The organism is Flavobacterium xinjiangense, from assembly GCF_900142885.1.
Taxonomy (GTDB): domain Bacteria; phylum Bacteroidota; class Bacteroidia; order Flavobacteriales; family Flavobacteriaceae; genus Flavobacterium; species Flavobacterium xinjiangense.
The window spans coordinates 1-26,809 of record NZ_FRCL01000022.1 but is presented as its reverse complement, the minus strand read 5'-3'; the positions used below and the strand labels follow the sequence as shown (position 1 = coordinate 26,809).

The 26,809-nt window shown below is 31.8% G+C and carries 29 protein-coding genes; 14 read left to right on the top strand and 15 right to left on the bottom strand.

The genetic code is table 11. The features are described 5' to 3' along the window. Positions 1-364 precede the first annotated feature (364 nt). The gene (locus BUC23_RS16755) at positions 365-541 is read left to right on the top strand and encodes a histone H1 (protein WP_073211721.1); all 177 of its coding nucleotides are present in this window, start codon (positions 365-367) and stop codon (positions 539-541) included. 68 nt (positions 542-609) lie between these two features. Here the strand turns inward: BUC23_RS16755 and BUC23_RS17770 are convergent, their stop codons facing one another. The 7 genes from BUC23_RS17770 to BUC23_RS16725 all read right to left on the bottom strand — a co-directional run bounded on the left by BUC23_RS17770 (position 610) and on the right by BUC23_RS16725 (position 6,725). Then, positions 610-774, bottom strand: coding sequence for an NUDIX hydrolase (locus tag BUC23_RS17770; RefSeq protein WP_244153855.1), 165 nt, complete (start codon positions 772-774; stop codon positions 610-612). Continuing rightward, positions 774-1,076: an NUDIX domain-containing protein gene (locus tag BUC23_RS17765; RefSeq protein ID WP_244153853.1), complete on the bottom strand. Its 303-nt coding sequence runs from the start codon at positions 1,074-1,076 to the stop codon at positions 774-776. Before BUC23_RS17765 ends, BUC23_RS17770 begins: the two co-directional genes overlap by 1 nt. Before the next feature lie 1,219 nt (positions 1,077-2,295). Beyond that, on the bottom strand, positions 2,296-2,706 hold the full coding sequence (locus BUC23_RS16745) for a hypothetical protein (protein WP_244153852.1): 411 nt from the start codon (positions 2,704-2,706) through the stop codon (positions 2,296-2,298). 476 nt (positions 2,707-3,182) lie between these two features. Next, complete coding sequence (locus tag BUC23_RS16740; RefSeq protein WP_073211718.1) at positions 3,183-3,656, bottom strand: VOC family protein; 474 nt, start codon at positions 3,654-3,656, stop codon at positions 3,183-3,185. A gap of 148 nt (positions 3,657-3,804) precedes the next feature. After that, entirely contained in the window at positions 3,805-4,662 is an 858-nt protein-coding gene (locus BUC23_RS16735; protein ID WP_073211715.1) for an SDR family oxidoreductase, read from the bottom strand. Positions 4,663-4,770: 108 nt separating this feature from the next. After that, on the bottom strand, positions 4,771-5,349 hold the full coding sequence (locus tag BUC23_RS16730; RefSeq protein ID WP_073211712.1) for a Crp/Fnr family transcriptional regulator: 579 nt from the start codon (positions 5,347-5,349) through the stop codon (positions 4,771-4,773). Between the two features lie 506 nt (positions 5,350-5,855). After that, the gene (locus BUC23_RS16725; protein ID WP_073211709.1) at positions 5,856-6,725 is read right to left on the bottom strand and encodes a hypothetical protein; all 870 of its coding nucleotides are present in this window, start codon (positions 6,723-6,725) and stop codon (positions 5,856-5,858) included. Between the two features lie 344 nt (positions 6,726-7,069). Between BUC23_RS16725 and BUC23_RS16720 the strand changes: the two genes are divergently transcribed. From BUC23_RS16720 to BUC23_RS16650, 13 genes are all read left to right on the top strand, one after another. Continuing rightward, the gene (locus BUC23_RS16720) at positions 7,070-7,303 is read left to right on the top strand and encodes a hypothetical protein (RefSeq protein ID WP_073211705.1); all 234 of its coding nucleotides are present in this window, start codon (positions 7,070-7,072) and stop codon (positions 7,301-7,303) included. 52 nt (positions 7,304-7,355) lie between these two features. Then, positions 7,356-9,074, top strand: a complete 1,719-nt coding sequence (locus BUC23_RS16715; protein WP_073211702.1) for a tetratricopeptide repeat-containing sensor histidine kinase — start codon at positions 7,356-7,358, stop codon at positions 9,072-9,074. A gap of 9 nt (positions 9,075-9,083) precedes the next feature. After that, positions 9,084-9,752, top strand: a complete 669-nt coding sequence (locus BUC23_RS16710; RefSeq protein WP_073211699.1) for a response regulator transcription factor — start codon at positions 9,084-9,086, stop codon at positions 9,750-9,752. 161 nt (positions 9,753-9,913) lie between these two features. Further along, positions 9,914-10,144 (top strand): hypothetical protein, encoded by a 231-nt coding sequence (locus BUC23_RS16705; protein WP_073211696.1) that lies wholly within the window; start codon positions 9,914-9,916, stop codon positions 10,142-10,144. Between the two features lies 1 nt (position 10,145). Next, the gene (gene yidD, locus BUC23_RS16700) at positions 10,146-10,424 is read left to right on the top strand and encodes a membrane protein insertion efficiency factor YidD (RefSeq protein ID WP_073211693.1); all 279 of its coding nucleotides are present in this window, start codon (positions 10,146-10,148) and stop codon (positions 10,422-10,424) included. Between the two features lie 13 nt (positions 10,425-10,437). Then, the gene (locus tag BUC23_RS16695) at positions 10,438-10,644 is read left to right on the top strand and encodes a hypothetical protein (RefSeq protein WP_073211690.1); all 207 of its coding nucleotides are present in this window, start codon (positions 10,438-10,440) and stop codon (positions 10,642-10,644) included. Continuing rightward, positions 10,645-10,893 carry a DUF4236 domain-containing protein gene (locus BUC23_RS17865; RefSeq protein WP_073211687.1) on the top strand — a complete coding sequence of 83 codons (249 nt, stop codon included), beginning with the start codon at positions 10,645-10,647 and terminating at the stop codon, positions 10,891-10,893. Positions 10,894-11,281: 388 nt separating this feature from the next. Further along, a complete protein-coding gene (locus BUC23_RS16680) occupies positions 11,282-11,632 on the top strand; it encodes a hypothetical protein (RefSeq protein WP_244153851.1) in 351 nt (116 codons plus the stop codon). Positions 11,633-11,635: 3 nt separating this feature from the next. Next, entirely contained in the window at positions 11,636-12,901 is a 1,266-nt protein-coding gene (locus BUC23_RS16675) for an ABC transporter permease (protein WP_073211679.1), read from the top strand. 5 nt (positions 12,902-12,906) lie between these two features. Then, positions 12,907-13,821, top strand: a complete 915-nt coding sequence (locus BUC23_RS16670) for a hypothetical protein (RefSeq protein ID WP_073211675.1) — start codon at positions 12,907-12,909, stop codon at positions 13,819-13,821. 462 nt (positions 13,822-14,283) lie between these two features. Continuing rightward, positions 14,284-15,534, top strand: coding sequence for a hypothetical protein (locus BUC23_RS16660; protein WP_073211669.1), 1,251 nt, complete (start codon positions 14,284-14,286; stop codon positions 15,532-15,534). Positions 15,535-15,540: 6 nt separating this feature from the next. Continuing rightward, positions 15,541-16,584 (top strand): ComEC/Rec2 family competence protein, encoded by a 1,044-nt coding sequence (locus BUC23_RS16655; RefSeq protein ID WP_073211666.1) that lies wholly within the window; start codon positions 15,541-15,543, stop codon positions 16,582-16,584. A 38-nt stretch (positions 16,585-16,622) separates the two neighbouring features. Beyond that, positions 16,623-17,297 (top strand): hypothetical protein, encoded by a 675-nt coding sequence (locus tag BUC23_RS16650; protein WP_073211663.1) that lies wholly within the window; start codon positions 16,623-16,625, stop codon positions 17,295-17,297. A gap of 223 nt (positions 17,298-17,520) precedes the next feature. Here BUC23_RS16650 and BUC23_RS16645 read toward each other — a convergent pair whose 3' ends face one another. From BUC23_RS16645 to BUC23_RS16605, 8 genes are all read right to left on the bottom strand, one after another. Then, on the bottom strand, positions 17,521-17,934 hold the full coding sequence (locus BUC23_RS16645; protein ID WP_073211660.1) for a hypothetical protein: 414 nt from the start codon (positions 17,932-17,934) through the stop codon (positions 17,521-17,523). A 220-nt stretch (positions 17,935-18,154) separates the two neighbouring features. After that, positions 18,155-19,030: a type I restriction enzyme HsdR N-terminal domain-containing protein gene (locus BUC23_RS16640; RefSeq protein ID WP_073211658.1), complete on the bottom strand. Its 876-nt coding sequence runs from the start codon at positions 19,028-19,030 to the stop codon at positions 18,155-18,157. A 439-nt stretch (positions 19,031-19,469) separates the two neighbouring features. Continuing rightward, positions 19,470-20,897 carry a DUF2971 domain-containing protein gene (locus tag BUC23_RS16635; RefSeq protein WP_073211655.1) on the bottom strand — a complete coding sequence of 476 codons (1,428 nt, stop codon included), beginning with the start codon at positions 20,895-20,897 and terminating at the stop codon, positions 19,470-19,472. Between the two features lie 365 nt (positions 20,898-21,262). Then, on the bottom strand, positions 21,263-22,276 hold the full coding sequence (locus BUC23_RS16630; protein ID WP_073211653.1) for an RES domain-containing protein: 1,014 nt from the start codon (positions 22,274-22,276) through the stop codon (positions 21,263-21,265). A gap of 15 nt (positions 22,277-22,291) precedes the next feature. Further along, on the bottom strand, positions 22,292-23,212 hold the full coding sequence (locus BUC23_RS16625; RefSeq protein ID WP_073211650.1) for a sce7725 family protein: 921 nt from the start codon (positions 23,210-23,212) through the stop codon (positions 22,292-22,294). A 4-nt stretch (positions 23,213-23,216) separates the two neighbouring features. Next, positions 23,217-24,095, bottom strand: coding sequence for a sce7726 family protein (locus BUC23_RS16620; protein WP_073211647.1), 879 nt, complete (start codon positions 24,093-24,095; stop codon positions 23,217-23,219). Positions 24,096-24,472: 377 nt separating this feature from the next. Further along, on the bottom strand, positions 24,473-25,309 hold the full coding sequence (locus tag BUC23_RS16615; RefSeq protein ID WP_073211644.1) for a hypothetical protein: 837 nt from the start codon (positions 25,307-25,309) through the stop codon (positions 24,473-24,475). A 1,280-nt stretch (positions 25,310-26,589) separates the two neighbouring features. Next, positions 26,590-26,809, bottom strand: a 220-nt coding sequence (locus tag BUC23_RS16605) for an ATP-binding protein (protein WP_167365604.1), incomplete at its 5' end; no start/stop codon positions are given.

Below are 26,809 nucleotides of genomic sequence, written 5' to 3'. Positions count from 1 at the left end.
TACTTGATTTCATAATTTTTTCGATTCTATTTTCGTTTTTTATTGAATTCAAAAATATTTAGATATTTTTTTTTTGGTGACAATAGTACTATTGTAGCTATATCTTATTAACGCGGTGGTCAATTAGTACATTTGCCACTTTTTGTAAAGATAATAATAGTGTATTAGTTCGTTAAATATCGTTGTTCACGTTTCCGTGAACCATATAAATAAGTGAACAGATAAACGAGAAAGAAACCGTACAGCACGCTATAAATAATATCCAAAAGACAGGGCCCCTAAAAAAGTGAGAATTTTAACAGTAAATTAATTAGACCTAACAGGCAAACATATATTTTTGTGCGCTAATTTAAACAGTACTACTATGAAAGATTTAGTTGCAAAAATCAACACTGAATTCGAAACATTTAAAACAGAATCTGAATCACTAACTGAGAAAGGTGTCAAAGCTGCCGGAGCGAGAGCTCGTAAATCAACTTTGGAACTGGAAAAACTACTAAAAGAGTTTAGAAAAGTTTCTATAGAAGAATCAAAAAAATAGATTTATCTTTTACTTATAAAGCCCATTTTAAATAATGGGCTTTTTTTTCAGAGACAGCAATAACTTTCTCAAGTCCCTACTTTTCCTTGTAGCTGCAAAATAAGTTCACGCATTGCTTCATTTATTTTCTCCAATGCTTCATTAACTGTAAACCATTGTGCTTTGTCTATTTCTGGGAAACTTTCCAATATTCCCGACTTTTGTGGCCACTCGATCTCAAAAGTATTACTCACTATTTCAGCAGCATTAATATATATTTTTCCAGAGCCCACGCATAAACTACTTTATCTGATTTTAATTTTACAGGAGAAAGTGCCATAAAATGACCTTCTAAATGAGTACCTGTTTCTTCCTCAAATTCTCTGATAGCGGCATCAAATGCATTCTCATTGTCACTAAATTCAACTTTTGGTATAGACCAATGTCCTTCGTCCTTGTTCTTCCAGAAAGTACCTGCGGGATGAACAAGCAAGACTAATAATTGACCCCGGACTGTTTTGTATAAAAGTATTCCAGCACTTTTCTTTAACTTCATAATTAAAAAATGCTTTTAAACAATTATCACTATGCCTATTTTGCAAGCCGTTTTGATTATAACACATCCAAAACTTAGTCTGTATTATCTCTGTTTGAACAGGCAAGATGTATCGTAAAATAAAATTGGCCAATACGTTAAAAACTAACCGCATTGGCCAATACTTCGATGCACTTTTCTGGTACAACAAATCCAGAATATCATGAAATCATTGCTACTAAAATTACGATTTTTTAACTTTTAATGGATACTAAGCAAGATAATATTAACATTACTTATTACTATTCAATACTTACAATATCATCAATATTCTAACCTATCTGTCTTTTACTCATAAATCCTTAAAGTGAATATAAAATTGACCACTATTAACAATGCATACCTTTTTTTTCTGCGTTGCTTTCAACTATTTTTTATCAAAAGCAAAAACTATAGTGTTCAATTCCGGAATTGAACACCTTAAATTTAGACCTAAACCAGCTCAAATATAGAGTTTATCACTTATTTAACTGTTCGTGTAAAAAGCAAAAACTATAGTGTGCAATTCTAGAATTGAATACATTAAATTTAGACCTAAACCAGCTCAAATTTAGAGTTATCACTTATTTGACTGTTCGTGTCAAAAGCAAAAACTATAGTGTTCAATTCCCGAATTGAATACATTAAATTCAGACCTAAACTGGCTGAAACACAGAGTTCATCGCATCTTTAAATTTTGATGTCAAAAGCAACAACTATAGTGTTCAATTCCTGAATTAAACACCTTAAATTCAGACCTAAACTAGCTAAAACACAGAGTTCATCGCATATTTAAATTTTGATGTCAAAAGCAAAAACTATAGTGTGTAATTCTAGAATTTAATACCTTAAATTTAGACCTAAACTGGCTGAAATACAGAGTTCATTGCATCTTTAAATTTTGATGTCAAAATCAAAAACTATAGTGTTCAGTTCCCGAATTGAATACCTCAAAATGATGATTAAACCGGTTTAAATACGATACTGTCGCTAGCATTTATCTGTTTTTGTAAAAAACAAATAGCAGAGTGTGCAATTCAAGAATTACACACTCTGCTATTAAATGGCTCCTAGTATTAAGGCTATGTCACAGCCGCTTGTTATTTACTTTTCTTCGTCAACAATTAGTTTCAACGAATTGATATAATCAGTATCAAATTCTATCACTCTTATTTTGTTTGGCTTAAAACTCATCTCCCCCTCAAATTGTCCTTCGGTTCCCAAAAAAATCGATGACCAGTTCCTCTTCATCCAGTTCTATCAGTTTACCCAGATAAACCGCTTTATCTGATTTTGTTGCAATCTGAAAAATCTCATACTTGTTTGCTAAAAAGTGTATTATGGAAGACAAATCTCTCAGCGGAATTATTTCTTCTGCGCTTGTTTTTAAACCTTTTAATTTGATTACTCTTTCTGTGAATTCATGATCTTTGTCTTGAATAATTGCCTTTACATTCTTGTTTTTCAAGATCGTGTAGCCGTCAATTATAAAATCTACAGGATTGTTTTTTAGTAAAATCCAATCCGCTGTCCAATCAATTAGAAACCCATTAAAGATTTCTTTTTTGTCATCAAATTCTATTGAAATTAATTGTCTTACGTATTTTTCCATTTTTATATTTTTGCTTGAAATGCATGCTACTTCTAACTTAGTTCACTAGAAGCGTCGTGATAAAAAGCTCTAAATGAATTTTATTTTATTAATCAGAAAGTAAATATACAGGGTTTAAATCACAATTAATACTCTTTCCAGAAAAGTCACTTGGTGGTTTATTAAAAGAAATCGGACCATAGACAGCGTTACATTTTACGATTAGAAACACATGAACAATACAATATGAGCCAACTTTTTTGCTAGATTTTGGTCATTAAATTAAAAATATCTTGCAGATTGCAGGGTGAAAAATAAACTACTATTTGTTCACTATTATGGGAACGTTTTAAAAAACTACGCTAACATTGTGGTATATCAGCGTGGTCGGATCTATTAGTACCATCTATTTTGGGACACCACAAAAAAAGCCCGATTCAACAGAACCGAGCTTTTTGGAGATTACCAAATACTTCGCATAGGATTAACAGAACTGCTTAGTTGCTGTCTTCAGTGCCTATTAAAGTATCGGTCTGAAAAATATTGATTTTATTTCCGTCAACATCCTGAATCATTGTACACAGCATCTTATCGCCTACCAGATATTGTTCGCGCCATACCAACGTTACTCCTATTTCTTCGAGTTCTCTTGTGGCAATAGCTATATCATCTACTTGCAAAACAATTGCTTTGTTGCCTATAACATTAAGGTGCAGCGGCACTTCTGCAAAAAGCGTATCAATACGTTCTGCATTTGGGACCTCTAAAAGTTCGAGTCGAAGACCGCCACGCTCAATAATAGCAGCTTCTACCGAGCCGGCAGGAACTGAAAAAGTGGTTCGGCTGATTAATTTGAAGCCAAAAATATCCCCATACCATTTGATGGATTTATCCATACTGGAGACGGTAAAGGCAATGTTGTAAAGTGAAAATGAGGCTAAGCCACGGTTTTCATAAGTTTCATTTTTCATGTTTATTTTTTTTTTATTATGTACTTATTGCCCATTTGAAGTGCCATTATCGCATTCCTCGATTGAGCAAACAACCCAATGTAAATTACTATTCTTCAATTAATAACGATATAACACTTAAATAATCTGCGAAAAAGGTTATTGTTTGTTAGTCGATGTATTTTTTGAGCCAGCGTGATTTGATTTCCGCTCTTGCATTAATAAATTCTTGATCAGTCCCTTGTGCAATAGCATCGAGTGGGAAACGCAATGGTCTGGTGCCTGCGGGCATATTAATCAAGGCTAATACACCATCGGCAATGATCTGTGGATTCATATTAAATTCAGTAAGCTTGCGTAACAAACCTGAAGCAAGCGCAATAAAATCCTGAGCGGCTTGATCACCATATTGCAGCGTGATTTCAGGTTTGTCTGATGACAGTCCCGCTTTGCTTCCATCGTTCATTTCAGTTGGATAAACACCCGGCTGAATGGTTACGTTCTCAATGTTAAACTGTTTCAATTCATCCTGCAAGCCTTCGGTTATACTTTCAACGCCAAATTTTGAAGCAAAATATGGAATCATAAACGGTAATGTATGACCGCTCGCGCCCGAAGTGACATTGATCACCAAGCCGCTTTTTGCTTTGCGCATACTCGGCAGTACCGCTTGATAGGTGCGCAAAACGCCGTAAAAGTTGATTTCAAACATTTGGCGGATCTGGTCCAGCGAATACGATTCTAACAAACCATAACCAGTAACCCCTGCATTGTTTATTAAGACATCTATTGACCCATATTTTGATAGTGTTTTTTCGAAGGCTAAGCTGACCGAAGCATCATCAGCCACATCAATTTCCGTCACTTCTACATTTGCCAATACTGACAATTCTTCCGCAACTTTTCTGTTTTTACCCTGAGTTCCTCGCATCCCTGCAATTACGATATGACCTTCGGCGGCTAAGGTCTGAGTCATCAGTTTTCCAAAACCCGAACTCGTTCCTGTGATAAAGATTTTCTTTCTCATTTCTATTAAATTTTAAATGTTGATTTAACAGGGCAAAGGTCCGTATAACAGGACGCCTCCTCCATTGACATTTGAAGGAAAAAAACATTGACAAATGTCAAGACGAATTTATTTCTTTTGGATTTGTTTTCTAATCCTGCTCAGGGTTTCGGCAGATATTCCCAGATATGAAGCAATCATATGCTGTGGAACCCTATTGGCAATTTGAGGATAGGTTTTAAGAAATTTAGAATAGCGCTCTTCCGAATTCATGCTTATGGAATCGTGAACGCGGTTTTGGGAAGCAAAATAACTTTGTGTAATCAGGGCCGCAATAAAATCCTTAAAAACTGGAATTTTGCTTTCCAACATTTCAAAATCATTATTTGAAAACAAGAGCACCGTTGTCGTTTCCAGCGCTTCGATGTTGTTTTTGGAGGGATTACCAAGAGTGCTGCTTTCAATATCACCCGCCCACCAGTTTTCAATTGAAAATTGAATAATATGATCAACTCCTTTGTCGTCTGTACGAAAGCTTCTTAATAATCCCTGACAAACAAAAGCTTTGTACTTCCAAAAGTCACCTTGCTGCAATAAATATTGGCGTTTTCGTAATTTTTTAATTTTCGCAACGGATTTAATCAAGTCAAACTCCTGAGCGCTAAGGGTAATCTTTTGGCTTAAATAATCTTGGAAGACGTCAAACATCAGCACTTTTTTTATACGAACAAAGTTAGTTTTTTTATCTGAATAGCAGATTTTCAGTCGATCAAGATTCCGGGATTTATAGAATTTTAAGTATTTCCCAAAGTAAATACACTTATTTTTTCTTTATTAACTTAGAGGTTGTTAACGGTGTACAATCCATGATATTTGCCCAAGCAATTACTACCGGGACTGTGATAGCTAACGATTGTGGTATATCAGCGCGGTCAGGTCCTTCTTCTTTGTTTTAATCGCGTTGCAAACGCTAAGATTTAGTTGTAAATTAAAGTAAGTACTCGTCGCAGACAAGCACCAGAGAAGGTTGACAAACGAGCGCCAGTGGGGTTTAATATATAGCCCTAGCCCGATTGGAGATGGACACGAGCGAGACACTTGCGCCAGCAGTGGGTAATTCGTTATTAAGAACTAAACTAAAAGATTTGGATTACAGTCAGCGTCTAAATTTTACTTATAGTGACATAGTGAGAAGACAAATCACCCGTATCTGCTTACTTAATATATTTGTCAATCATGTATTGGGTAATCGGTCTTAAAGGTTTTTCATTTTCAGGGTTAAAACCTGGTCCATTAAAAAACTCCAGATTATTTCCCGTTTTACAATACCACACTATTGGTCTATTATGCATAAAAAAGGTTGTGGTGTCACAAATTTTAATTTTTCTGAAATTGAGCATATTTTTATTTAGAGGCATCGTTGAATACAAGTTTACGAAACCCATTGCTTTGGTTTCACAAACAACTGCCTCATAATGGTCTTTTTGCCATTGCATACACTGATTTTTGGGTAAAAAAACGTACCCAAAACCACTCAAAATGACAACTGATAGCAGTCCGGGGATAAGTAGCCTTTTATGATAGATACTTAATTTTTTCTTTTGTAATGGTGATGGTTGAATCGCGCGCTCGCTATCATTTTTTACAGTCTTAGTTACTTCAAAAACACTGGCTGTATCTGTACTTTCAATACTATTAGTGGTGACATTCTCATTTTTAAAAGCCTGCTGTTTTGAAAATTTAAGGTAAGGCCGCGGATTAAAATCAACTAATATCGCCGCAATATTCACTGCTTCAATATCCGTTAAATCAGTTTCACCTTTAAAAAATGTTTCAATAGGTCTGAATTTATCAGTTTGGTCTTTTAATTTATTGGAGCAATTTAAAACAAAATCAAATTGAAAAAAAGCTGAAAAGCTTTTTAAATCATCAGTCTTCGTGTTATTCTTAAATAACTCGCCACATAATTTCCTCAATTTGGCACGAGAAGGATTTAGCAAAAAACTAGAATGGTTCCCCATCTTTTCAATTTCATACTTCAATTTAACCCCCACTTTATAATCTTCTAAAGTATTTTTCACCATATGCTTAAAGGAATTTTTAGGAATTTCTAGGAATCCACGGTATTACTGGGAATCATAGGAATTCCGGATCAATTTTACTGCGATAGCTTCATTACTTTGCTTCGGAATTAGTTCTTGTTCTATTTCGCGATACGAACAAATGTACAAAACTACTTCTATAAATGTGAGGCTATACAGAACAGAATTTTTATTCCGGGAAGTATAATTAAACTATTCCATACTAGTCCACATTACTTCCCGCAACCCAAAAAACTGTTCTCATTTTAATGGTTTGGTCCTTACTAATTATTCGATTGAACATATCGAACGGCCAAACCTATGTCAATTTTTTAACAATTAAAATCATGAAAAAAATATTTTTTACAGCTGCTATTGCAGTAACGGCCTTAGTTATGGTATCATGCGAAGCGGATGCAATTGATAGTTCAACTCCTCAAGCAAAAGATTTTGGAGTTCAAAAAATAGGTCGTGAATTCAATCAAACTCGCCCTGGTTCTTTTTCTGGTACAAGCACTCTAATGGCTGCTGATGGCCCCGGTGATGACGTAATTATTATTACACCACCAAAAAATCCTTAATAATAAGTTTTTGTTTACAATTAATTGCTAATTTCGGGGAAAGTAACATCATATGCTGCGTTCCCCGTTTTTAGTTTTATTGTTTTTATTTGCATTTGTATCTTGCCAAAAGGGGACCGACATAAGTCCTGCGAATCTTAAAAAAAAAGAAACGCCAAAAAGTGTCCTAGCTAAGAAATTCGCCAATTTAGCGGATTCTTATTACACGGCAAAAAGATTTGATAGTGCCTACTATTATTACAATAAATCAAAAGAGATATTTGAGACTGAAAAAGACAGCGCCTATTCTGCTTATACTTTAATTCAGTTGGCACGAATCCAGCAGACGTTTGGCGATTACGGCAGCAGCGAAGAAACCTTGACTGAGGCATTACCCTATATCCATGATAATTTACAATATCAGCTAGCTGCAAATAATCTATTTGGTATCTCCGCAAAAGAGCTCAAGAACTATGATGATGCCGTTTTTTATTACAATAAAATCTTAGAAAATGCTAGCGATTCAATAGTAAGGCTTACGCCCCTCAATAATATAGCTAATGTCTATATAGAACAAAAAAAATATAAGAAGGCGATTCTTCTTTTAGAGCCTCTTTTAAAATCGAATCTTTTAGATACCCTACCTTATAAAAAAGCCATCATTATTGATAATTTAGGGTTTGCTTATTATAAGTCCAATAGTATTAATAAAGGGCTAGAACTAATGAATCAGGCGTTAACAATGCGAATTGATAGAGGTGATTCCTATGGAAGTATTGAAAGTTACCTTCATTTAGCTGATTTCTATAAAGGAAGGGATTATCAAAAATCAAAAGAGAATGCCGTGCAGGCTTATGTAGTAGCCACAAAATATCAAAGCATTGACGAGAGATTGGAGGCCTTGGCATTTTTAATGGCTCATAATCAAGAAAAAAGAATAAATGGTTCTGCCTTGATGTTTATAAATTTAGACGACAGTATTAAAAAAATACGGAACAATGCTAAAAATCAATTTGCTAAAATTAGATATGATTCCAGAAAAGCCAATCTGGAAAGTATCAAATATAAAGGGGAAAGGGCGGAAACCCTTTTGCAATTGGCAACACAAAAGAACCAAAAGTACTTGTTCTTTATTGGATTTGTGATACTACTTGGTGGGATCGTATTTATAATCAATTATTACAAAGCTAAAACCAAACGAGAAAGATTAGAGGCCAATTATAATACGGAAACCCGAATTTCCAAACAACTCCATGACGAATTGGCTAATGATGTTTTTTATGCCATGACTTTTGCTGGTACTCAAGATTTGCAGGATCCAATGAAGAAGGAAACGCTTCTGGATAACCTGGATAAAATATATGTTAGAACGCGAAATTTTTCTAGGGAAAATAGTCCTTTAGAGACGGGAGAACGTTTTGAACACAATTTAAAACAAATGCTCAATAGCTATAAAAGTAGTGGTACCGAAGTTATTATTAAAAATGGAAACCCAATAGATTGGTCAAAAGTTGAAACAGAAAAAAAGATAGCAATACAACGGGTACTACAGGAACTGATGGTTAATATGAAAAAATACAGTCAAGCCAGTTTTGTGGTCATTGGTTTTGACATGGGACAAAATAAACTCAAAATTGACTATTCAGATAATGGAATTGGTTTCTCGGAGAAACTAATTTTAAAAAATGGTCTCCAGAATGCGGAAAACCGTATTCAGACAATAAATGGAATACTTACTTTTGATTCTCAAACCAATAAAGGTTTCAAAGCTAAAATTTTAGTTCCAAAATAAGATATAAATATGTTTACAAAAGTTTTAATTGCGGATGATATCGATTTTAATGATTTGGGTGCTGCCCAAATACTGAATGAACTTGATGTTCAAGAAATTCAGTATGCAAAATATTGTGATGAAGCTTTGTTGAAGCTTAAAAAAGCAAATTTAGAGGGTATGCCTTTTCAACTACTTATTTCTGATTTGTCCTTCAAAGAGGACCATCAATTGAACAAACTCAATTCGGGCGAAGAATTGATAGCTGCCGCAAAAAAGCAATGCCCTAATATTAAAATAATTGTTTTTTCGATTGAAGACAAAGCGCACCGTGTCAAATTATTATTTGATGAACTTCATATCGATGGGTATGTATTAAAAGGAAGAAATACAATATATGACCTAAAAAGAGCCATTCAAAAAGCGTACAACGGCGAACAAGAAAATATTTCTCCTGAATTGTTGTACCTGCTTCAAGATACGACCACAAGCGAAATAAATAATTATGACGTACAGTTAATCAAATATCTCTCTAGAGGAATCTCTCAAGAAAATATTGAAGCGTTATTTAAAGTGGAAGGTATTGGCCCTCATAGTAAAAGTTCTATTGAAAAGCATATCAATAAACTCAAAATTTATTTCAAAGCAAATAACACGGTACATCTTGTAGCTATAGCTAAGGATTTAGGAATTATTTAAAATTTCACTCCCGGCATACCCTAATTTATTTTTCATATTCTAGCTCCTTCGGGGGCTTTTTTTATGGGGCAAATAAAATAATGACCCAGATTACGGTTTACCGTAAGGACTTGATTTTTAATTGTTTTTAATTTGAATAAAATTATTTAAATATAAAAAATATGGAATATAAAGTAGTCCCTTTCGTAGCTTCAATAGATGCCAATAAAGGAAATTCTAATCATGTTGCTGAACAGTTAGAAAGTTTAATAAAGAATTATACCGCCCAAGGTTGGAAATATGTAAGACTAGAGAGTGTTTCCACTTTTGTGCAACCCGAATCTGGTTGCTTTGGACTCGGAGGAAAGCCCGGATTTACGACAAATAGACAAATGGTTGTTTTTGAAAAATAAGATGAAATATTTAATCCTTTTGACTATACGGTTCTACTGGCTTCTCCCAGAGAAGGAAAGAAGAAAATGCATTTTCAGGAAATCATGCTCCAATTATGTTTTTGAAGCAGCGCAGGAGCGTGGATTATTAGAAGGATTAAAAGCTTTTTATTTCAGATATAAAAATTGTAGAGGAGGTTTTGAAATCTTTAAAAATCCTATTACAAATGAAACACAAATGCTGCTTCCTTCAAAAATAGTAATTAGCGGTAAGGAAATAGCGGAAAGATTAATCAATTAAAAAAATAGAAATCATGAAAAATTATTACGTAAACACGCAAGCACAATACAATGGTGATCACGAAGTGCACACAGCAGATTGTCAGTTCCTACCAGGTCTTTTAAATAGGAAAGCTTTAGGTCTACATGAAAATTGTAAATCGGCTGTTACTGAAGCTAAGAAAACGTATTCAAAGGCCGACGGTTGTAAAACCTGTTCAAATGACTGTCATAAAAGTTAAATGGGCTTTCGCTTCTCCAAAAGAATTAACCTTGGCGGTGGTTTAGGGTTAAATGTTAGTAAGTCAGGAATTTCACCAAGTCTGAGGACTAAAGGCGGAACGATTAGTAACAAGGGTTTCTCGGTGAGGACTGGAGTGCCTGGTGCATCTTTCAGGAAATCATTTAATTCATCAAAATCCAGTGGATGTCTGTTGACATTTATTATCTATTTGGGTTTCGGTATCGCATTTTATCAACTGTTTAACTAAGAATACTTTATTATGAAAATATTTTTATACACCTGTTTATTTCTCCTTTTTAGTTGGACCGCTTCAAGTCAAACAACTACCAAAAAATTAATTGCTTCAAGCTGTGAGGCTCGGGGATGTTCCGGTTCGGAATATTGTTCCGCCTGCAAAAATTGTTCGGGTTGTAAGCATTGCGCAAAAGAAGGAGGAAGCTGTGGCGTTTGTGCGCCTGCCGCAAAAAAGAAGACTCTTTCAAAAAAGGGTAAAAGCACTAAAAGTTCAAAAAGAATAGGAGAATCCTAGTTTAAAAGGAAGCAAAACAAATAATAACCATTTAATTTTTTAAAGTATGAATTCAAATTCGACTATAAGTATCCAGTTGAAAAGCCATTTTCTTAGACTATATCAGATGGCTTTAACTGACGATAATTTTGATACTCTTGAGCTGCAAATGTTATATCATTTAGCAGAGGAAAGGGGAATTCCCAGGGAAGAATTAGATAAATTATTTCTTAATCCAGTTAATCAGGAAGCAAATGTTCCAGAAGATTTAAATATAAGAATTGAATATTTGTATGATTTGACGCGTATTATGTGGGCCGACGGAAAAATTACGGGTGATGAATTAAATACGCTAAAAAAGTATTGCAAAAAATTTGAGTTCTTAGATGAGAATATAGATGAATTAAGTAGTTATCTTATCGATTGTGTTCAGAAAGGCATTGATAAAAAGGAGATTATTAATCAATTAAATTCTTAATTTATGAAATCATTACAACAATTATTTAGCCTTAAGAAAACGGAAGTAAGCCAAATAAATAGTAGTCCACAGAACGAGGAAGACAGAGAACAAATAAGAATTACATATTATCAAAGCGGATTTGCCGCTTCAATAAAGGCAACCGGGAAACCCATTGTTCTTAGAGCCTGTTTGCAAAATTTATTCAGCAGTTTTGAAGACCAATGTCGCAAACAAATTTTAGAGCAAGAAAGACTAAAACAACCCTATAGAGAAGAACAAGAAAAAAGTAGGACAGAGCTTAAAAAATGTGAAACTGCCGTAGGAATTTATGAACAGAAGGAGCAGGAAATAGAGCATAAGATTGAAAACACTCAACATGAAATTGTTGATGTAAAAGTAAATCCACAAAAATATATTGATGATGGAAAAGGGGGGTCTGCACAGTTTTATATTGGTTTAATATTACTCTTGCCAATAACCTTATATCTCTTAGTCTTTTATATCTCTGCATCCTATTCTGCTTTTTTTAAAGAGTTCACTGACTCAAGCTTAACTGCTGCTATTTTTGACGCTGATGCTTTGACGAATGCACTTAAGGCAAGTTGGCTTGAAGGAGTTTTAGTCATTACTATCCCTTTTGTATTCATGGGATTGGGTTATGTAATTCACATGATGCAAAAAGGCATCGGAATAAAAAAAACATTTAGAATAATTGCTCTTTTCGCTACAACATTTTTATTTGATGGTTTATTGGCTTATGTGATAGAAAAGAAAATTTATGAGTTTAATAAGACTCCTGATTCACCACTCTATGACTTAGAAATTGCGCTACATCAATCTGAATTTTGGATGATTATTTTTGCAGGATTTGTGGTTTATGTTATCTGGGGATTAGTCTTTGATTTTGTGATGAAAGAGAATGAGAATAAAGATAAAATAAGAGTCTTCATTAGGGGTAAAAAAGAAGAAATTATAAATTTTGAAAAAGTTAAATTAATCAATTTAAATAAGATACTTGATTTTAAAAATAAAATGGATAATCATAGAGGCGATATAAAAGTCTTACAATCAAAAATTGATGGCTTTGTTTTTCCAGTAAAAGAATATTTAAACTATCACAATCAATATAAAGAAGGCTGGTTTCAAGCTATTGGAACAGAAATAGCACTGGCTAAAAACCAAAAAGATGATTTGCTTACTGAATGCGATAGCATTGCCTTAGAGCATTTAAAATCACTCGATTTAATAAATCCAGATTTTCAACATTTAGTTTACTCAAAAAATTAGTACTTATGAAAAAATATCTTAAAATAATTTTACTGTTGTTGCTACTCTCTAATTTAATGATTTCTTGTAAAAATGAGGAAATTACCAATAAATCCGAAGAAAAAACACAAATCACAAAAGTAAACAGTTCCAATATAAACTACAATATTAGTATCCTTTTAGATCTATCGGATAGAATAGATCCCCAGAAATATTCAAATACAGCAATGGAATTTTATCAGAGAGATTTAGGGTATATCAATTCTATTTCCCAGGCGTTTACAAATCATATTAGAAATAAAAAAGTGAGACTTATAAATGATAAAATAGAAGTTTATTTTAATCCTGAACCGCAAAACCAAGAAATTAATACTATCTCAAAGAAATTAAAATTTGAGATTAATAAAAATAATGCTTCAAAAAGCGGTATAAGTTTAGTCAATACAACCTATAATCATGAAACTGCTAAAATTTATGATTTAGCCATAAAAGACAACAATTATATAGGGGCTGATATATGGAAGTTTTTTGAAAATAATGTTAATGATTATTGCATTGACACAAGTCGTAGAAATATCCTGGTAATACTCACTGATGGTTATATTTTTTATAAAGACACTAAAATAAAAGAAGGAAATGCAACGTCATATTTGTTACCGGAAATGATCCGTTCCAATGGTTTAAACAAAGCCAATTGGAAGGAAAAAATGCAGCAGCAACATTTTGGTTTTATTAAAGCAAATGAAAACTTATCAAATCTGGAAATTTTAGTTTTGGGTGTAAATCCGGATAAAAAGAACCCTTATGAAGGAAAAGTAATCAAGGAATATTGGAGTAATTGGTTTACTGGAATGAAAGTGAAACGGTTTGAAATTAAGGAAACGGGGCTGCCAAGTAATATGGATAAAGTGATTAAAGATTTTATAGTAAACCCTGTCTAATATATTAGCAATCGTAGTGTCAATCGAGATGGCAAATTAATTGCCACCACTGAATTCGCAGAAACAAATTAGTAATTCTTCTAGTAAAAAAATAATATATGAAATTCATTGCTTTAATACTATTATTGGTGACATTAACCTCCTTTCATGTTGAAAAAACAGACGTCTATATCTGCGGTCCACGAGGAGCAAAAAAATACCATTATAATGAAAACTGTCGGGGGTTATCAGCCTGTAAACACGATATACTAAAAACATCACTTTCTCAAGCCCAGAACTACGGATTAACACTCTGTGGATGGGAGGATTGATTATAGCAGTTTTATCATAAAAAAAGTTTTGTGATTAAAAAAATTGATGTTAATAATAGGCGGTCAAAGAAGTAATTAACCGTATTCGTTTTGATGCAGTTAGAACTTCACATAATCGAATCATTTATAATGAGTAAAAAGAAAAGTAATTATGAAAGAAAAATTTGTACAAAAAGCAGTAGAGCTTAACCCTGATGAAAGTACAGGAAAGCTTAAGGTAGAGAAATTATGGGAATTGATGGAAGATCATCCTTATAAAGAAAAAATGTATGCTGAATTTGAAATTGATAAAATTAAAAATGAAATCATTACTATCGACTTTATAGATATTATTTATAAACGTATTAAATATTTTATTACAAATTATAAACGAAAGTCGATCAAAGCCGAAATAAAGCATATTAGTGTTTTTGAAGAAATGCTTGTAATTGATGGAGAAAAGAAAAAGGAAATAGTTTTTCAATTTGATGAGTATGTGGTCGTTGATGAGGTGAAGGAAAACTTGAAAACTGTTGCAAAGTATGATTCAAAAAATACTTATCTGGATGAATATGTGATGACCAAGTACGCTAATAGTCTATTTGAAAATGGTTTGTCTGGTCTGGCAAGACAAAACATTCAGTATTTTAAAGATTTGGCTAGTAGTTCAGATAACTATAACAAGCATCGGAGTTATCGTCTTGTTGAAAATGAAGGAGTTACCTATTTGAGAGGTATTACTTCAACTAATAAGTATTATGAATATGGGGTTGATTTTGCATTTGTATCATCCATGCTAGCATTTCATGATTTTATGAAAAAGAATAGTGGAGTTGAATACAAAATCAATTCAGCACATATTAATGAATCCAAATTAGAAATTATAGTCGATGAAAGGTTTAAAAAAGACGCAGGTGAATTTGGTAAAGTTTCAACTGCGATTAAAGTTTCAACAAATGACTTAGGAAAAGGTTCTTTGAATTTTTTAAATATTATTAATATAGGTAAGGACAATAAAGATGGGTTTTATCTATTTCCAAAGGAAAATCGATTTGAAAGTAATAGGGTGAAAATTTCTCATACCACAAAGCCCGAAAATGTCTTTGCAACGTTGAAGTCAATGCAGAACATTCTCAATACCAGTGATAGATTTATAAAAGAATTAAAGGAAGTTAAAACGATTAAAACTCCTGATGAGTTGAGAATGAAGATACAGGCTAAGATTGATGGACCTAGAAGTTCTTTTGGTCATATAAAGAGACTATCTGATATTTTTAAAACAAAAATTGATAATGAAATCACTAACCTTTCTACACTTTTAGAAATGTGCAATAAAGCAGAGGAATTAGAAATTGAATTTGACCTTAAAGATAGATTGCGATATATAATTTCCGATATTATACTTTATGGTAATGCAAAATAAAAACTTATGGACGAACAGTTACAAATAGATTTCTTACCGGTAGACAGCGGTGAAAAAAGTGGCGATGCGATAGTATTCCGTTACGGAGATTTCTCTGAAAGATCATCATTTAAAGTGGTAGTTATCGATGGAGGAACAAAAGATTCAGGCAATAGGCTTGTAGAACATATTCAACAGTTCTATAACACCAATCATGTGGATTTAGTTATTTGCACACATCCTGATGCGGATCATGCATCAGGATTAAGACAAGTCATGAACCACTGCTCAGTGGGAGAACTGTGGATTCATAAACCTTGGGATCATTCAAAAAAAATATGTGACCTTTTTCACGATGGACGAATTACTGATACTAGCTTGAGTGATAGATTAAAAGATGCATATACTTATGCTCATGAACTAGTGAAACTGGCTGAAGAAAAAGGTATCGATGTTCGTGAGCCTTTTGCAGGACGCGAAAATGAAGATGGAGCAATTAAAGTACTTGGTCCATCTATAGATTATTACAGGGAACTTATACCGGATTTTGCACGAAGTCCACAGGCAAAGACGGTTATGGAAAAAGCATTTAGCACATATCAAAGCGCAATCACTTGGATTAAAGAAACGATGGATATTGAAACGTTGGATGAAACAGGTGAAACATCTGCTGAAAATCGCTCAAGTGCTGTGGTACTTTTACAGGTAAATAGTAGAAAATATTTTTTTACAGGAGATTCAGGTATACAATCTCTAAAAAAGGTTATTGAATTTGCCCAAAATAAAGAAATTGATATTTCAAATGTGTCATTTATGCAAGCGCCGCATCATGGAAGCAAAAGAAATATTTCACCATCGATTTTAGATGCTATTAAATGTCAGACCGCATTTGTATCTGCTTCAAAGGATGCACCAAAACACCCTGCAAAAAAAGTTACTAATGCTTTTAAGCGACGCGGTGCAAATGTTTATAAAACTAACGGCAATATATTAATGCATAATATAAATGCACCTCGCGATGGCTGGAGTGCTGCGAGTTCTGTCCCATTTTTTAATGAGGTGGAGGAATAGCTGTGGATAGGTATAATTTAACAGCACGAATTTATCCGATGATTCTATTTTATTTACCATTAAGTGTTATTTTGGTTGTAACAGGTTGGGATTTTCAAACTTATTATCATTTTGGGCTCCCGATTGGAGTAGTTGGCTTATTTGCTTATTTAACTGCACAATTGGGAAGAGATGCAGGAAAAGCAAAAGAAGAAAAACTGTGGTTGGATTGGGGCGGAGCTCCATCCACACAGTTATTTAGATGGCTCGATACGCGAATAGATCAATACTCAAAATCCAGAATTCATTCTAAAATGGAACAGATATGTCCTATTGGTCACGCAATTGATCAGAATTATGAAGTGAATAATTGCGATAAGGCGGATGAAGTTTATAAATCCTGGACACGATATGTTATCGGAAAAACGAGAGATGTGAATAAATACCCTCTGATTTTTAAGGAGAATATAGCATACGGTTTCAGAAGAAATTTATGGGGACTAAAACCATATGCAATTCTTCTTATTTTGATTTTAATGGCTTTTACTTACTTATACTTTGTGTCTACTATGGTAGTTTGGCGACTGGAATTACTACCAAACATTTTTATTATAGGAGAACTTTTTCTTTTAATTTTCCTTATTTTTTGGATTTTCAGAGTTACAAAAAAATGGGTAATGGTACCTGCTTTCGCTTATGCTGAAAGGTTGCATGAAACTATTGATTCACTTTAAAATAAAATTGCGCTTTGGATTTAATCCTGAGCGCTTTTTTTGTACATTTTTGGAGAAATTGAGTATAACATCAGTATGTCTAAAAACCGCTAAACGAACCTTTATTTTATTAATTACAAAGTAGATACATCTGATTTAAAAACTTGCTGGTGCAATTAACACCAGTTAAATTGTTTCTGCTGCTTACGCAACGAAAACTCAGCCGATAGCTGATTTTTTTCTTTTATTTTGAACTCGGCTTATTTGCATTTACAAGCTTTTCTCTAATTTGATTTAGTTTGGTTGTTCCATGTCCAATGCTTTCATGGCGCATGTAAACTTCATTTTCATTGTATTTAATTCCCATTGACATACTTTCAAACTTTTGGAGATCTTTGAATTCTTCTTCAAATTGGTTAATCTTTATATCAATGAAACTTATAAAACTAGATAAAAATTCATCTCTATTTCTAAATTTTAAAATCTCTTTCTCTTTTCGGAATAAAATTACGTAATTTTCATTCTCTAGTACAACATTTTTTACTAGCAAAAAATTATCGAACTCGATTGGACTATCTTTTAGTTGTGCTTTGAACTTTAAATTAAAAAGAGAAGAAAGCTTTTCGTATATTTCTTCGTGAGTTGATTTCTCTTTCACTTTTCTTAGTATTAGGTTTGCATAATATCGCCCTAATGTCAGTCGTCCGATAACTATCGATCTAAAAACCTCTAAACGAATTGATTTTTGTTAATTAGAAAGTAAATATATGGGACTTAAACTATAATAAATACTTTTTACCTATTTCTGTTGCGTTCAAAACGAATTTCATTATTCGTGCTGGCACGCAACCAAACCCTTATTGTTGGCAGATGTTTTTCTATATTACAATAAATTCGTTTATTTTTAGAGGGCAAAATATATCGTGCTCCAGTTCTATTATTTTTGAACTTAATTCACATTCAAAAGCAACTTCATACGATTCTTCTTGTGACATGTAAATTTCTTTAAAAGGCGCATGTGATAAAGCATTTTTAGTTTTTTCTCTTTTTTCATCTGGAATTTGCTTTAAAAAGCTTTCAAATAAAGTCTTATTAAAATCAAAAGTTCCGATACAATCTTCGCCTAAAGGAATGCCACAAGAAAAAGAATAATTATCTTCATCAAGTTTAGCAATTGTATTTAGCCATACACCTAAAAAATATTGTTTATCTCCAAGTTTAGCACCAGTTTTTAATAATCTAATTCCGAAATCGGGTTTGTAACCAAAAACGTGTGGTTTAGTTAATCCTAACGGACTCATTATTCTATAGAATTTATCCCAATTTGATTCTAAATCTTCTATTTTAGAATAAAAAACTGGTTCAATCTCATTTACATTAAATATTACAAATTCAAGACCATTACAAAGAGCATATATTTCAGCTCTAACTTCTTTATGAATCGCATAACTGAATGCTTGTTCGGGATTTTTCCCTGATAAAATATTTTCTTTAGGAGATTTAGCATCAATTATAACTTTATTGATTCCTTCGATTTGAAGTAAATAATCTGGTATAATATTTATGTTTTCTTTTTTCGTTCCAAAATATATGTATGGATGTTTTAGATTTTGGCTACGAATGATTTTATTTACACCAAAAGCAGAAAAATCTAAACACTGTAATAATGGTGCTAAAATTTCTTCTCTCACGCTATCTTCTTTAAAAGAATCACTTTTTATAATTTCAAAATCTAAATTTTTAAAGAATTCCATTAATTTTTTATCAAGGTTACTGATTTTACGATTTGTCCCAAAATATCTGCCAACGTCAGTCTGTAAAAAAACTTCCGTTGTACTACCACCAAATATAGCAAAATACTTTTATAAAAAGAAGATTATTCTTATTTTTAAGAATGCAACACATCCCGGAATTTCCCGCCAACAACTGCGTTTTTCAAGTTTAGAAGACGCTATAAGTCCCGACAATCAAGTTCGGTTTTTAGACGCTTTTGTTGAATATATAGATTTGATAAAACTAGGTTTCTCAGTTCAAACACTCAAAAAAGAAGGTCGTCTGAGTTATAATAGCCAAGCATTTTTCATCATAGAGTGCGGAGCAGTGTTCTCATAGAAAGCGTGAGAAACCAAATAAAATTCATCATTAAAAAAAAAGAAATACATAATTTTCAATCAAATGAATGCAAATATAAACTCACACTGGTTTTATCAAACTTAATAATTCATATTCTATTTTTCCTGTCTCTTTAGAATAATATGCTTGATAAAAGTTAAAATCGGTACGATTGTATTTTGTACATTTATCATCTACAATCTTCATTATTTTCAATTTGTCTTTATTGGATGTTTTTATACCAAATATTATTCCTTCAAGACTACTGAAATCATATTTTAATTTTCTGCTTTTGACAGTATCAAAATCGTCTAACATATTAGTTACAATCAATCGATATTCGTTTTCATAGTTCCAATCCTCTAACTTTGTAGTGACACCTCTATAAAAGCTTTTCCAATATTCCGAATGCCACTTTTTTGCCACTTCAGGGTCTTTCGAAATCGGATCAGCACACTTGCTTACATTTCCCTCTTTATCGGTATACCAGTGGCTTCTAAGTATAAAAACCTGTAGCCTTCCCAAAGATTTAAAAAAATCAATTTCAATATGCTTATTCTCATAATTTACTTTGTAAAAAGTAAGAGGCACCATACCAATTGTAACTCCATTTTCATTACAACCATTAACTTTCTCAATGTTAAGTTGTATTTTTTCTCCTATTGAACTTGTTTTAAACTTTAAGCATACACCTTTATGCTGTTCACCATAATGTCCCCAGATAGAAGAATTATTACAACTAGACATAAAACACGCCGTATACCAATTTGGATATGTAATTTCTTCTATTCTTGACACATAGGCTTGAGGAAATTCATTAAAAAGAAAGAACTTATTTGAGGAAGTTGACAAAGTGCTATTAAATGCGCTCAATAAACTCAATTCATCAGCAACCTTACCTGCCACAGAAAAAAATGTTGAAGCCAAATCATCATTTCCTGAAAATTCTTTTTCAGTGCGGTTAAGGATATCGATAAAAAGGTCTTTTTCTTTTATAAATTTTTGTAATTCTTCAAATCGTTTTCCATCACTTCTATTCTTAATAAAGTTATGCTTTTGATATACCGTAGTAATAGACTGAATTGCGTAAGCATGTACTAACCTCAAATAAGTAATCAGTTCATCCCTTCTAATTGAATTGTTTCTACTTGATAAATTTTCTGGCAATTTATTTATATAATCGAAGTCAAAAAAACACTTTTCAATTTCTAAATAAATTTCTTTTGCTTGATTCGTGGGGTAAGTAGACCTATTTTTGAAAACAGGAATTTCTTTCGATTTAATATTTATCGCTTCTCCTCCAACTAGATTTAAAGTAAAGACTTGTTCGATGCACATTAAAAAATGCTTTAATAAGTTCTCCCAAACGACTGCATCTCCATCCCAATAAACATCAAGAAAACCTTCCATAGGATCATTCAAATCTTCGGATGGAGCGAAGTAGATTTCCTGATTCTCCAATTCTTGATGCCCATCTAATAAGTTATAAATTGATCTTAACCGATACATAATTTGTCGTCATAATTGTGTTTTTTTTTGCTTATGAAAAACATATATTAAAAATTTTCACAATAATATAGGATCTAATTCTGTTTCAAATCCCTATTTTTCATGTCCTTTTTTATTTCATGTCATATATATAATACATTGCAAACAATAGAGAGTTTTATAATTTTCATCCCTGCAATGATTATCCTACTTTGGCTAATACCAGATCAAAAAAATAAAAGTACTCTTTGAAGAAATTAGAAAAACGCTCCAGATATTACAAATCTTCAAGATTGCTCAAGCAATAATCAGTTGGTAAAAAAAGAAAAATAATCCTTAAACAATTACTTTCCGCTTCAATAAGGAGTGTTTTTTTACTCTTTAAGCTATAAGAGTGTATGACTAATATTAACGTCTTTAACTCTATACTTATTAACTTCAAAACATTCTACTTTATTTTCTTCAAAAAGGACTATATTTTTTCCTCCTAAATGCAATGAACTATTAAAAACTATGCCGTCAGCATTTGTAATATATCTAATAAACTCACAAATGAATTGTGTTGGTATATATTCCAATACAGAATCATATCTTCGTAGTGGCTTTGATAAATCAGAACTAATATATTTTTTAAGTAACATACTTTTTGTATATTCTAAAATATTCCCCATATTCATAAATGCGCTTGATTCTTCTGTAAAATCAACTAAAACAACTTTTTCTTTAATTTTAAAACTACCTATACTTACTTCGTCTAAATAAGTTGCTCTAGTTTCATAAAAAGTGGTATCAACAGTTATACTTAAATATAGATAAGGTATCCCTTCTGGATTGGCTCTTTCTCCAGACACATCTGTTCTATCAGGGCAACCCATTTGATTGACCTCGTATACTGGTTCACTATCGTTTTTATGAATCCTGGCCCTATAAAGCAAAATATCATCTGAAAGTATACTCTGCTTATTAAAGAAACCATCCCATCCTAATTCAAAAATATCATTAACATCCGTTAAAAAACGTCTTTCCCATTTTAAATCATTTTTTAGATCTTCCCAATAAGAAGTACAGTCTATAATTTCGTTGTTATAAATTACATTTTGAGTAGGATTAGAAAAGTTAGATTTCAATAATTCGAAAACATCAATTAAAATATCACTACTTATTTCATTGTCATAAAATAATTTCCAATCTTCTGTTATTAAATCTACTAATGGCTTACCGTTTTCATCTTCTTGAAAAATATTTAAAAATTCACTGAAAAAATCGAGCAGCTCATTTAATTCAATGAGTTCAGATTCATTGCCTTTACCACAATAATCACAAATACCTATTGAAGACATATTTGATTCAATAAATCTTTTAAGTTCAGCATCACAAAAACAACTACTACAGACTTTCATAATTTTACAGAAAAATTAAATTATTCCATTAATTAGTTCAAGATGATTTTTTATCGCAATTTTTTTAACCATTCCAAGCCCTGGATATCTGCTTTCAGTAAAATATCTTCTCAATTCGTCTGTTGCTCCGTTATGAATATTATTCGTATTAATAAAATTTATCGCTTTTTTTAAAGCTTCTGCAAACTTTCCTTGGATGTTGGCTCTATCAAAATTACTCGTTGATGTAAAATGTCTAATCCAAACCTCTCTATTCACTTTTATATAAGTTAAATGTATTGCTACCGCAAAAGGTGCTCCTCCTCCTTCAAAAAAGTCACTGACTATAACTGTATAGTCAGAAAAACCTTGATACCCATCATCCTTATAAAAAATATGCTCTTCAGAGAATTTTTCTTCTGCCATTTCTAAATAATCACTGTTCCGTTTTTGTCCACTAAAATTATCATCTAATCTTATTAAAATTTTATTTTTATCTAAGAGATTTCTCTTTAATGTTCTATTTTCTTTAGAAACAATATATTTTACTTCGTCGGATAAAATTAAACGATTAAATGCTTCATCACCTGTATCTGTTAGATCATTACAAATTATCATCACATCAGTATACCCCGTAACAGCAATTAAACGACTTATATCTTCATAATTATTTGACACAACAAAAGAAGGGATCCATTTAGATACATCACCTAAACATTCCCCTAACCCTTCTATTATTAAACCCATATCATCAATCTCTCCAACTTGAGGATTTAAAACCAACGCAAATTTAACTTTAGCTTCTATAAGCATTGGAAGAGCAATCTTCATGCTGTTAAAAGTTTTCTTAACTGGTTCAATAATAGGAACTACATTATTATTTTGCCCGCGAATTTCCGCAAACTCTCTTAATGCAATTAATTCAAATTGTCTTCCTCTTAAATATGGATAATACATAATGTCAGATTTCTATTGGTTTGTTTAGTTTAGCTAATAAATTTTGATGCATTTTATCATTAATATTCATTGCCAACCCTATTTGTCTTAACTCCTTAAAAAAAGAATCAATTTTGATAGTGTTGGACTTTCTCTTTTTTAATTGCTCGATAAATAATTTATTTAAATCTTCTTTCGGTATTTGCGCCAATAAATCGCTACATATATCAAACATATTGAAGCTATTCATTGTTGGCAATTCACCGTAATACTGTTTAATAATCCCTTTATATTCATTGGTTCTGATGGAACGAATAACTGTTTCAGAATTTATTTCCAAATTTACTTTTGCAGGTCTTATTTCAATCATTTTTAATGACCTGGAATGTTCCTCCAACGCTATTATGCCAACGGATTCATCTTCTTTTAAATATTTGTCAATTAATGCTTCATGTGTAACAATATAGGATTCTTTAAAAATTTTACGATAGTCGGCTAATTGTCCATTTAGTCGTTTATTAGAATCTAATTCTGTTTTAATTTCAAAAGCTTTACTCGTTCCATTAAATAAAACAATATCAGCTATTGAATCCCCTACTCTAAATTCATTTATTGCAATAGTATCCTTTAGACCATACGATTTTATAAGCAACTCATTAATAAAAGTATTTTTATAGACATATTCATTAAGATATTCTTTACTTAACTCATTATAGATATATTTAATATAATCATAATAAGTATTAATACTATTCCCAATCTTTGGATAGTCATATTGCAGAATTTTTGAATCAATAAAAGAATAATCGTCATTTTGCAATAATTTTAAAAAATATGTGCTTGAAAAAATAGAAGAGTAACCCCTCATTCTATTCAAGGCAATATTTCGCTTTTCATTTTTCATTTTATTCGTCTTATTCAAAAAATATATTCTAAAATCTAATAATAAAATGCTTATTATTTAAAATCATTTGATTAAATTAATAGAATTTTCATTTCGACAAATTAACGATTATTAATCAAATTATTATTGAGAAAACATATTTATTACAAAACACAATAGGATTTTTTTAAAATCAAACAACATTGTATTTTTTTCATCATACCCAATTCTATTTTTAAAACCTATAAAACAATATACAATTCTTTACGGTTTCCTACATTAGGATTAAAAAGTTTTAAATCCTAATAACAATTATTTTAAATAAGTAACTAGAAACAAACTTCATTTAAAAGTCCTTAAACAAGGCTGTTTTTTATTTTTTTATGCTGACTAGGGAGTTATTGAGTATCAATTCTCGAAATTGAATTAGCAACCCTTCTTTCGTTACCAACTAAAGTCGTATAAAATCTTTGTTCAATTCCAAATATTAACAATTTTAAATGTTCTTCATTTACAATATCAAATGTTGAATTCTCTTCACTAAAACTTAAGTTTGGACAATATCCCCTGATATACGTATGTATTTCATTTCGTTGTTCAAGATCTAAATTCGCTAATGTTTCCGTGGCCATTGCTATGCGTTTTCTATTTGCACTTTTTACCATGTCTGTCGTGTAACTCTCGTCTAAATTTATAAAATCATTCGCTAAGAACGTTTCAGTTTGTGCATCAGTAGCTTCTTTATAGAGGTCAAAAATGTTAGGGAAGATTGTTTTTAAATCAGTTAATTTTTTAAAATAAAGAGTATCTACATCTTTCACATATACTGCATCCGGGATTTCTTTTAATATGAAAATAGGCTGATCAGATTTTAAAATTGGTTCCCTCAAATTGAACCATTTGCGAGAAATTAAAGTTCCAGAGCTAAATTTTTGGAAACAATAAAAATTGTCCGATTGATAGGCACAAAAGAACTTTACAAGTAAATATTCATTATTTCCGATTTGATTGTTTACTGCAGAATTAAATTCACCCTGTAGTATTGGAATACAATATTCAGTTTCTGTAAAATTTTGAATTCCAAACCATTCATCCTCTTCCAAAGAATAATTATTATCAAATGGTCGTGACGGATTTAAATCATCTGGAATTGTATAAAATTCAGCTTGTTTTTCCGTAATAATATTGTAATAAGTATTATTAGTTCTTTTTTTTCTAGCTATTAAGTAGTTCATAATTTTTGTTTGTCTATAAAGGTAAAATTGTTTATTCTTTTTAATTTTTCGAATTCCACTTCATTTGGATCATTTATGTTTTGTCTAGTGATTATAAATAATTTTACATTTTTAGAAGTGGTTATATTATAAAAGTGGTAGCCGAAAAATAAAAATAATGGATTGAAATAAAGTGATTGAGACAAAAAAGTAAATATAAATAAAATCAAAAAAACAAAGTAAAGTGTTGAACAATTTGGAACACTCAATGCTACAAAGAAATATCCTAAATAACTGGGCAAAAACGCATTATTAGCAAGCTCTATTTCTTTAATAGTACCCATTTTAATATTGGCAGTAGCTAATAAATTCCCTATTAATAAACTTATGTATGTCAAAAAAATTGGAATAAATGAGTATATAGAAAAGGAAATATAATTTGGGTAAAGAAAGTTATTAGAAATGTGTTCTATAATAATATTTTCTTTAATTAAAAAGATTACAATTATCAGCGATGTAGCGTTGAACGTAAGTAAAAGTCGATAAAGTATTCTCATTTGTTTGATGGTGCTTTTTATAATTCCCTGCAACTCCTAAATAACATCAATAAGTTATACCTTCTTTTTAGTTCTAACTCGATCTGTACTATTTATCTTTGCTCGTAAATAGAAGCTTTTTAAGTTGATATTACAATACCCACATTTAGTGATATTTGACTTAAATTAAAACATAATAGAAAGTTTACTTGAGATACAAGGAACCGTAAAACAAAAAAGAGACACCTCATCAGCATCTTCTCACTCCTTCCCCCTACTCTTCCAAATATCATTGTAATGCCTATTCCTCAAATGCTCATAAAACTTCCCTCACAGGTAAAGACCTACAAACCACACAACAATTAGCCCTATTATTTCGTAACATTCCATAGCTCAAATATAGAAGGAATAAGATTTCCTTCTTTAGCATGAAATCGATTCCTCCGTTATTGACAAGCTTTAATCACGAATTGACAAGTATAACTTACGCTATAAAACAGAAAAAGATGCCTGGCATCTTTTTCATACTATTCTTATTACAGTCTACGAAATCCAGTAACTTTAAAACAAACCTCGCTTAAAATGACTTAAATGAGGCTGTATTTTATGTTTTTTGTGCCGATTTAGATTTTTTTGGAGGTTGTGTGGATATTCCGACGAAAGTACGCCACCATTCCGCGCTAAAGGTCGCCATTTATTCCGGAGCAAAGTACGCCAGTCAAACCGGCCTTTATCATCACTAAGTAAAGATGATGTTTTTCAAAGTTAATGATTTTTTTTAGTTCTCAAAGATTTTCCTGTTAATGCTATTCTGTGTGCTGAAGCTGACAATCTGTCCATTATGGCGTCGGCCAGAGTTGGCTCCTCAATGAAGTTGTACCAAGTGTCCACGGGCAACTGTGAAGTAATCATAGTTGACCCTAAACCATATCTATCTTCGAGAATATCCAATAAGGCAATCCTTGCATCATTATTCAAGGCTTTC

Coding starts and splice junctions, on each gene's coding strand:
- BUC23_RS16630 (WP_073211653.1), bottom strand. CDS start 22,276: ATGAAAGTCTGTAGTAGTTGTTTTTGTGATGCTGAACTTAAAAGATTT.
- BUC23_RS16660 (WP_073211669.1), top strand. CDS start 14,284: ATGAAAGAAAAATTTGTACAAAAAGCAGTAGAGCTTAACCCTGATGAA.
- BUC23_RS16725 (WP_073211709.1), bottom strand. CDS start 6,725: ATGGTGAAAAATACTTTAGAAGATTATAAAGTGGGGGTTAAATTGAAG.
- BUC23_RS16640 (WP_073211658.1), bottom strand. CDS start 19,030: ATGGAATTCTTTAAAAATTTAGATTTTGAAATTATAAAAAGTGATTCT.
- BUC23_RS16655 (WP_073211666.1), top strand. CDS start 15,541: ATGGACGAACAGTTACAAATAGATTTCTTACCGGTAGACAGCGGTGAA.
- BUC23_RS16720 (WP_073211705.1), top strand. CDS start 7,070: ATGAAAAAAATATTTTTTACAGCTGCTATTGCAGTAACGGCCTTAGTT.
- BUC23_RS16615 (WP_073211644.1), bottom strand. CDS start 25,309: ATGAACTACTTAATAGCTAGAAAAAAAAGAACTAATAATACTTATTAC.
- BUC23_RS16735 (WP_073211715.1), bottom strand. CDS start 4,662: ATGAGAAAGAAAATCTTTATCACAGGAACGAGTTCGGGTTTTGGAAAA.
- yidD (WP_073211693.1), top strand. CDS start 10,146: ATGAAATATTTAATCCTTTTGACTATACGGTTCTACTGGCTTCTCCCA.
- BUC23_RS16705 (WP_073211696.1), top strand. CDS start 9,914: ATGGAATATAAAGTAGTCCCTTTCGTAGCTTCAATAGATGCCAATAAA.
- BUC23_RS16620 (WP_073211647.1), bottom strand. CDS start 24,095: ATGAAAAATGAAAAGCGAAATATTGCCTTGAATAGAATGAGGGGTTAC.
- BUC23_RS17765 (WP_244153853.1), bottom strand. CDS start 1,076: ATGAAGTTAAAGAAAAGTGCTGGAATACTTTTATACAAAACAGTCCGG.
- BUC23_RS16650 (WP_073211663.1), top strand. CDS start 16,623: ATGATTCTATTTTATTTACCATTAAGTGTTATTTTGGTTGTAACAGGT.
- BUC23_RS16680 (WP_244153851.1), top strand. CDS start 11,282: ATGGCTTTAACTGACGATAATTTTGATACTCTTGAGCTGCAAATGTTA.
- BUC23_RS16745 (WP_244153852.1), bottom strand. CDS start 2,706: ATGGAAAAATACGTAAGACAATTAATTTCAATAGAATTTGATGACAAA.
- BUC23_RS16675 (WP_073211679.1), top strand. CDS start 11,636: ATGAAATCATTACAACAATTATTTAGCCTTAAGAAAACGGAAGTAAGC.
- BUC23_RS16635 (WP_073211655.1), bottom strand. CDS start 20,897: ATGTATCGGTTAAGATCAATTTATAACTTATTAGATGGGCATCAAGAA.
- BUC23_RS16715 (WP_073211702.1), top strand. CDS start 7,356: ATGCTGCGTTCCCCGTTTTTAGTTTTATTGTTTTTATTTGCATTTGTA.
- BUC23_RS16670 (WP_073211675.1), top strand. CDS start 12,907: ATGAAAAAATATCTTAAAATAATTTTACTGTTGTTGCTACTCTCTAAT.
- BUC23_RS16730 (WP_073211712.1), bottom strand. CDS start 5,349: ATGTTTGACGTCTTCCAAGATTATTTAAGCCAAAAGATTACCCTTAGC.
- BUC23_RS16695 (WP_073211690.1), top strand. CDS start 10,438: ATGAAAAATTATTACGTAAACACGCAAGCACAATACAATGGTGATCAC.
- BUC23_RS17865 (WP_073211687.1), top strand. CDS start 10,645: ATGGGCTTTCGCTTCTCCAAAAGAATTAACCTTGGCGGTGGTTTAGGG.
- BUC23_RS16740 (WP_073211718.1), bottom strand. CDS start 3,656: ATGAAAAATGAAACTTATGAAAACCGTGGCTTAGCCTCATTTTCACTT.
- BUC23_RS16710 (WP_073211699.1), top strand. CDS start 9,084: ATGTTTACAAAAGTTTTAATTGCGGATGATATCGATTTTAATGATTTG.
- BUC23_RS16625 (WP_073211650.1), bottom strand. CDS start 23,212: ATGTATTATCCATATTTAAGAGGAAGACAATTTGAATTAATTGCATTA.
- BUC23_RS16755 (WP_073211721.1), top strand. CDS start 365: ATGAAAGATTTAGTTGCAAAAATCAACACTGAATTCGAAACATTTAAA.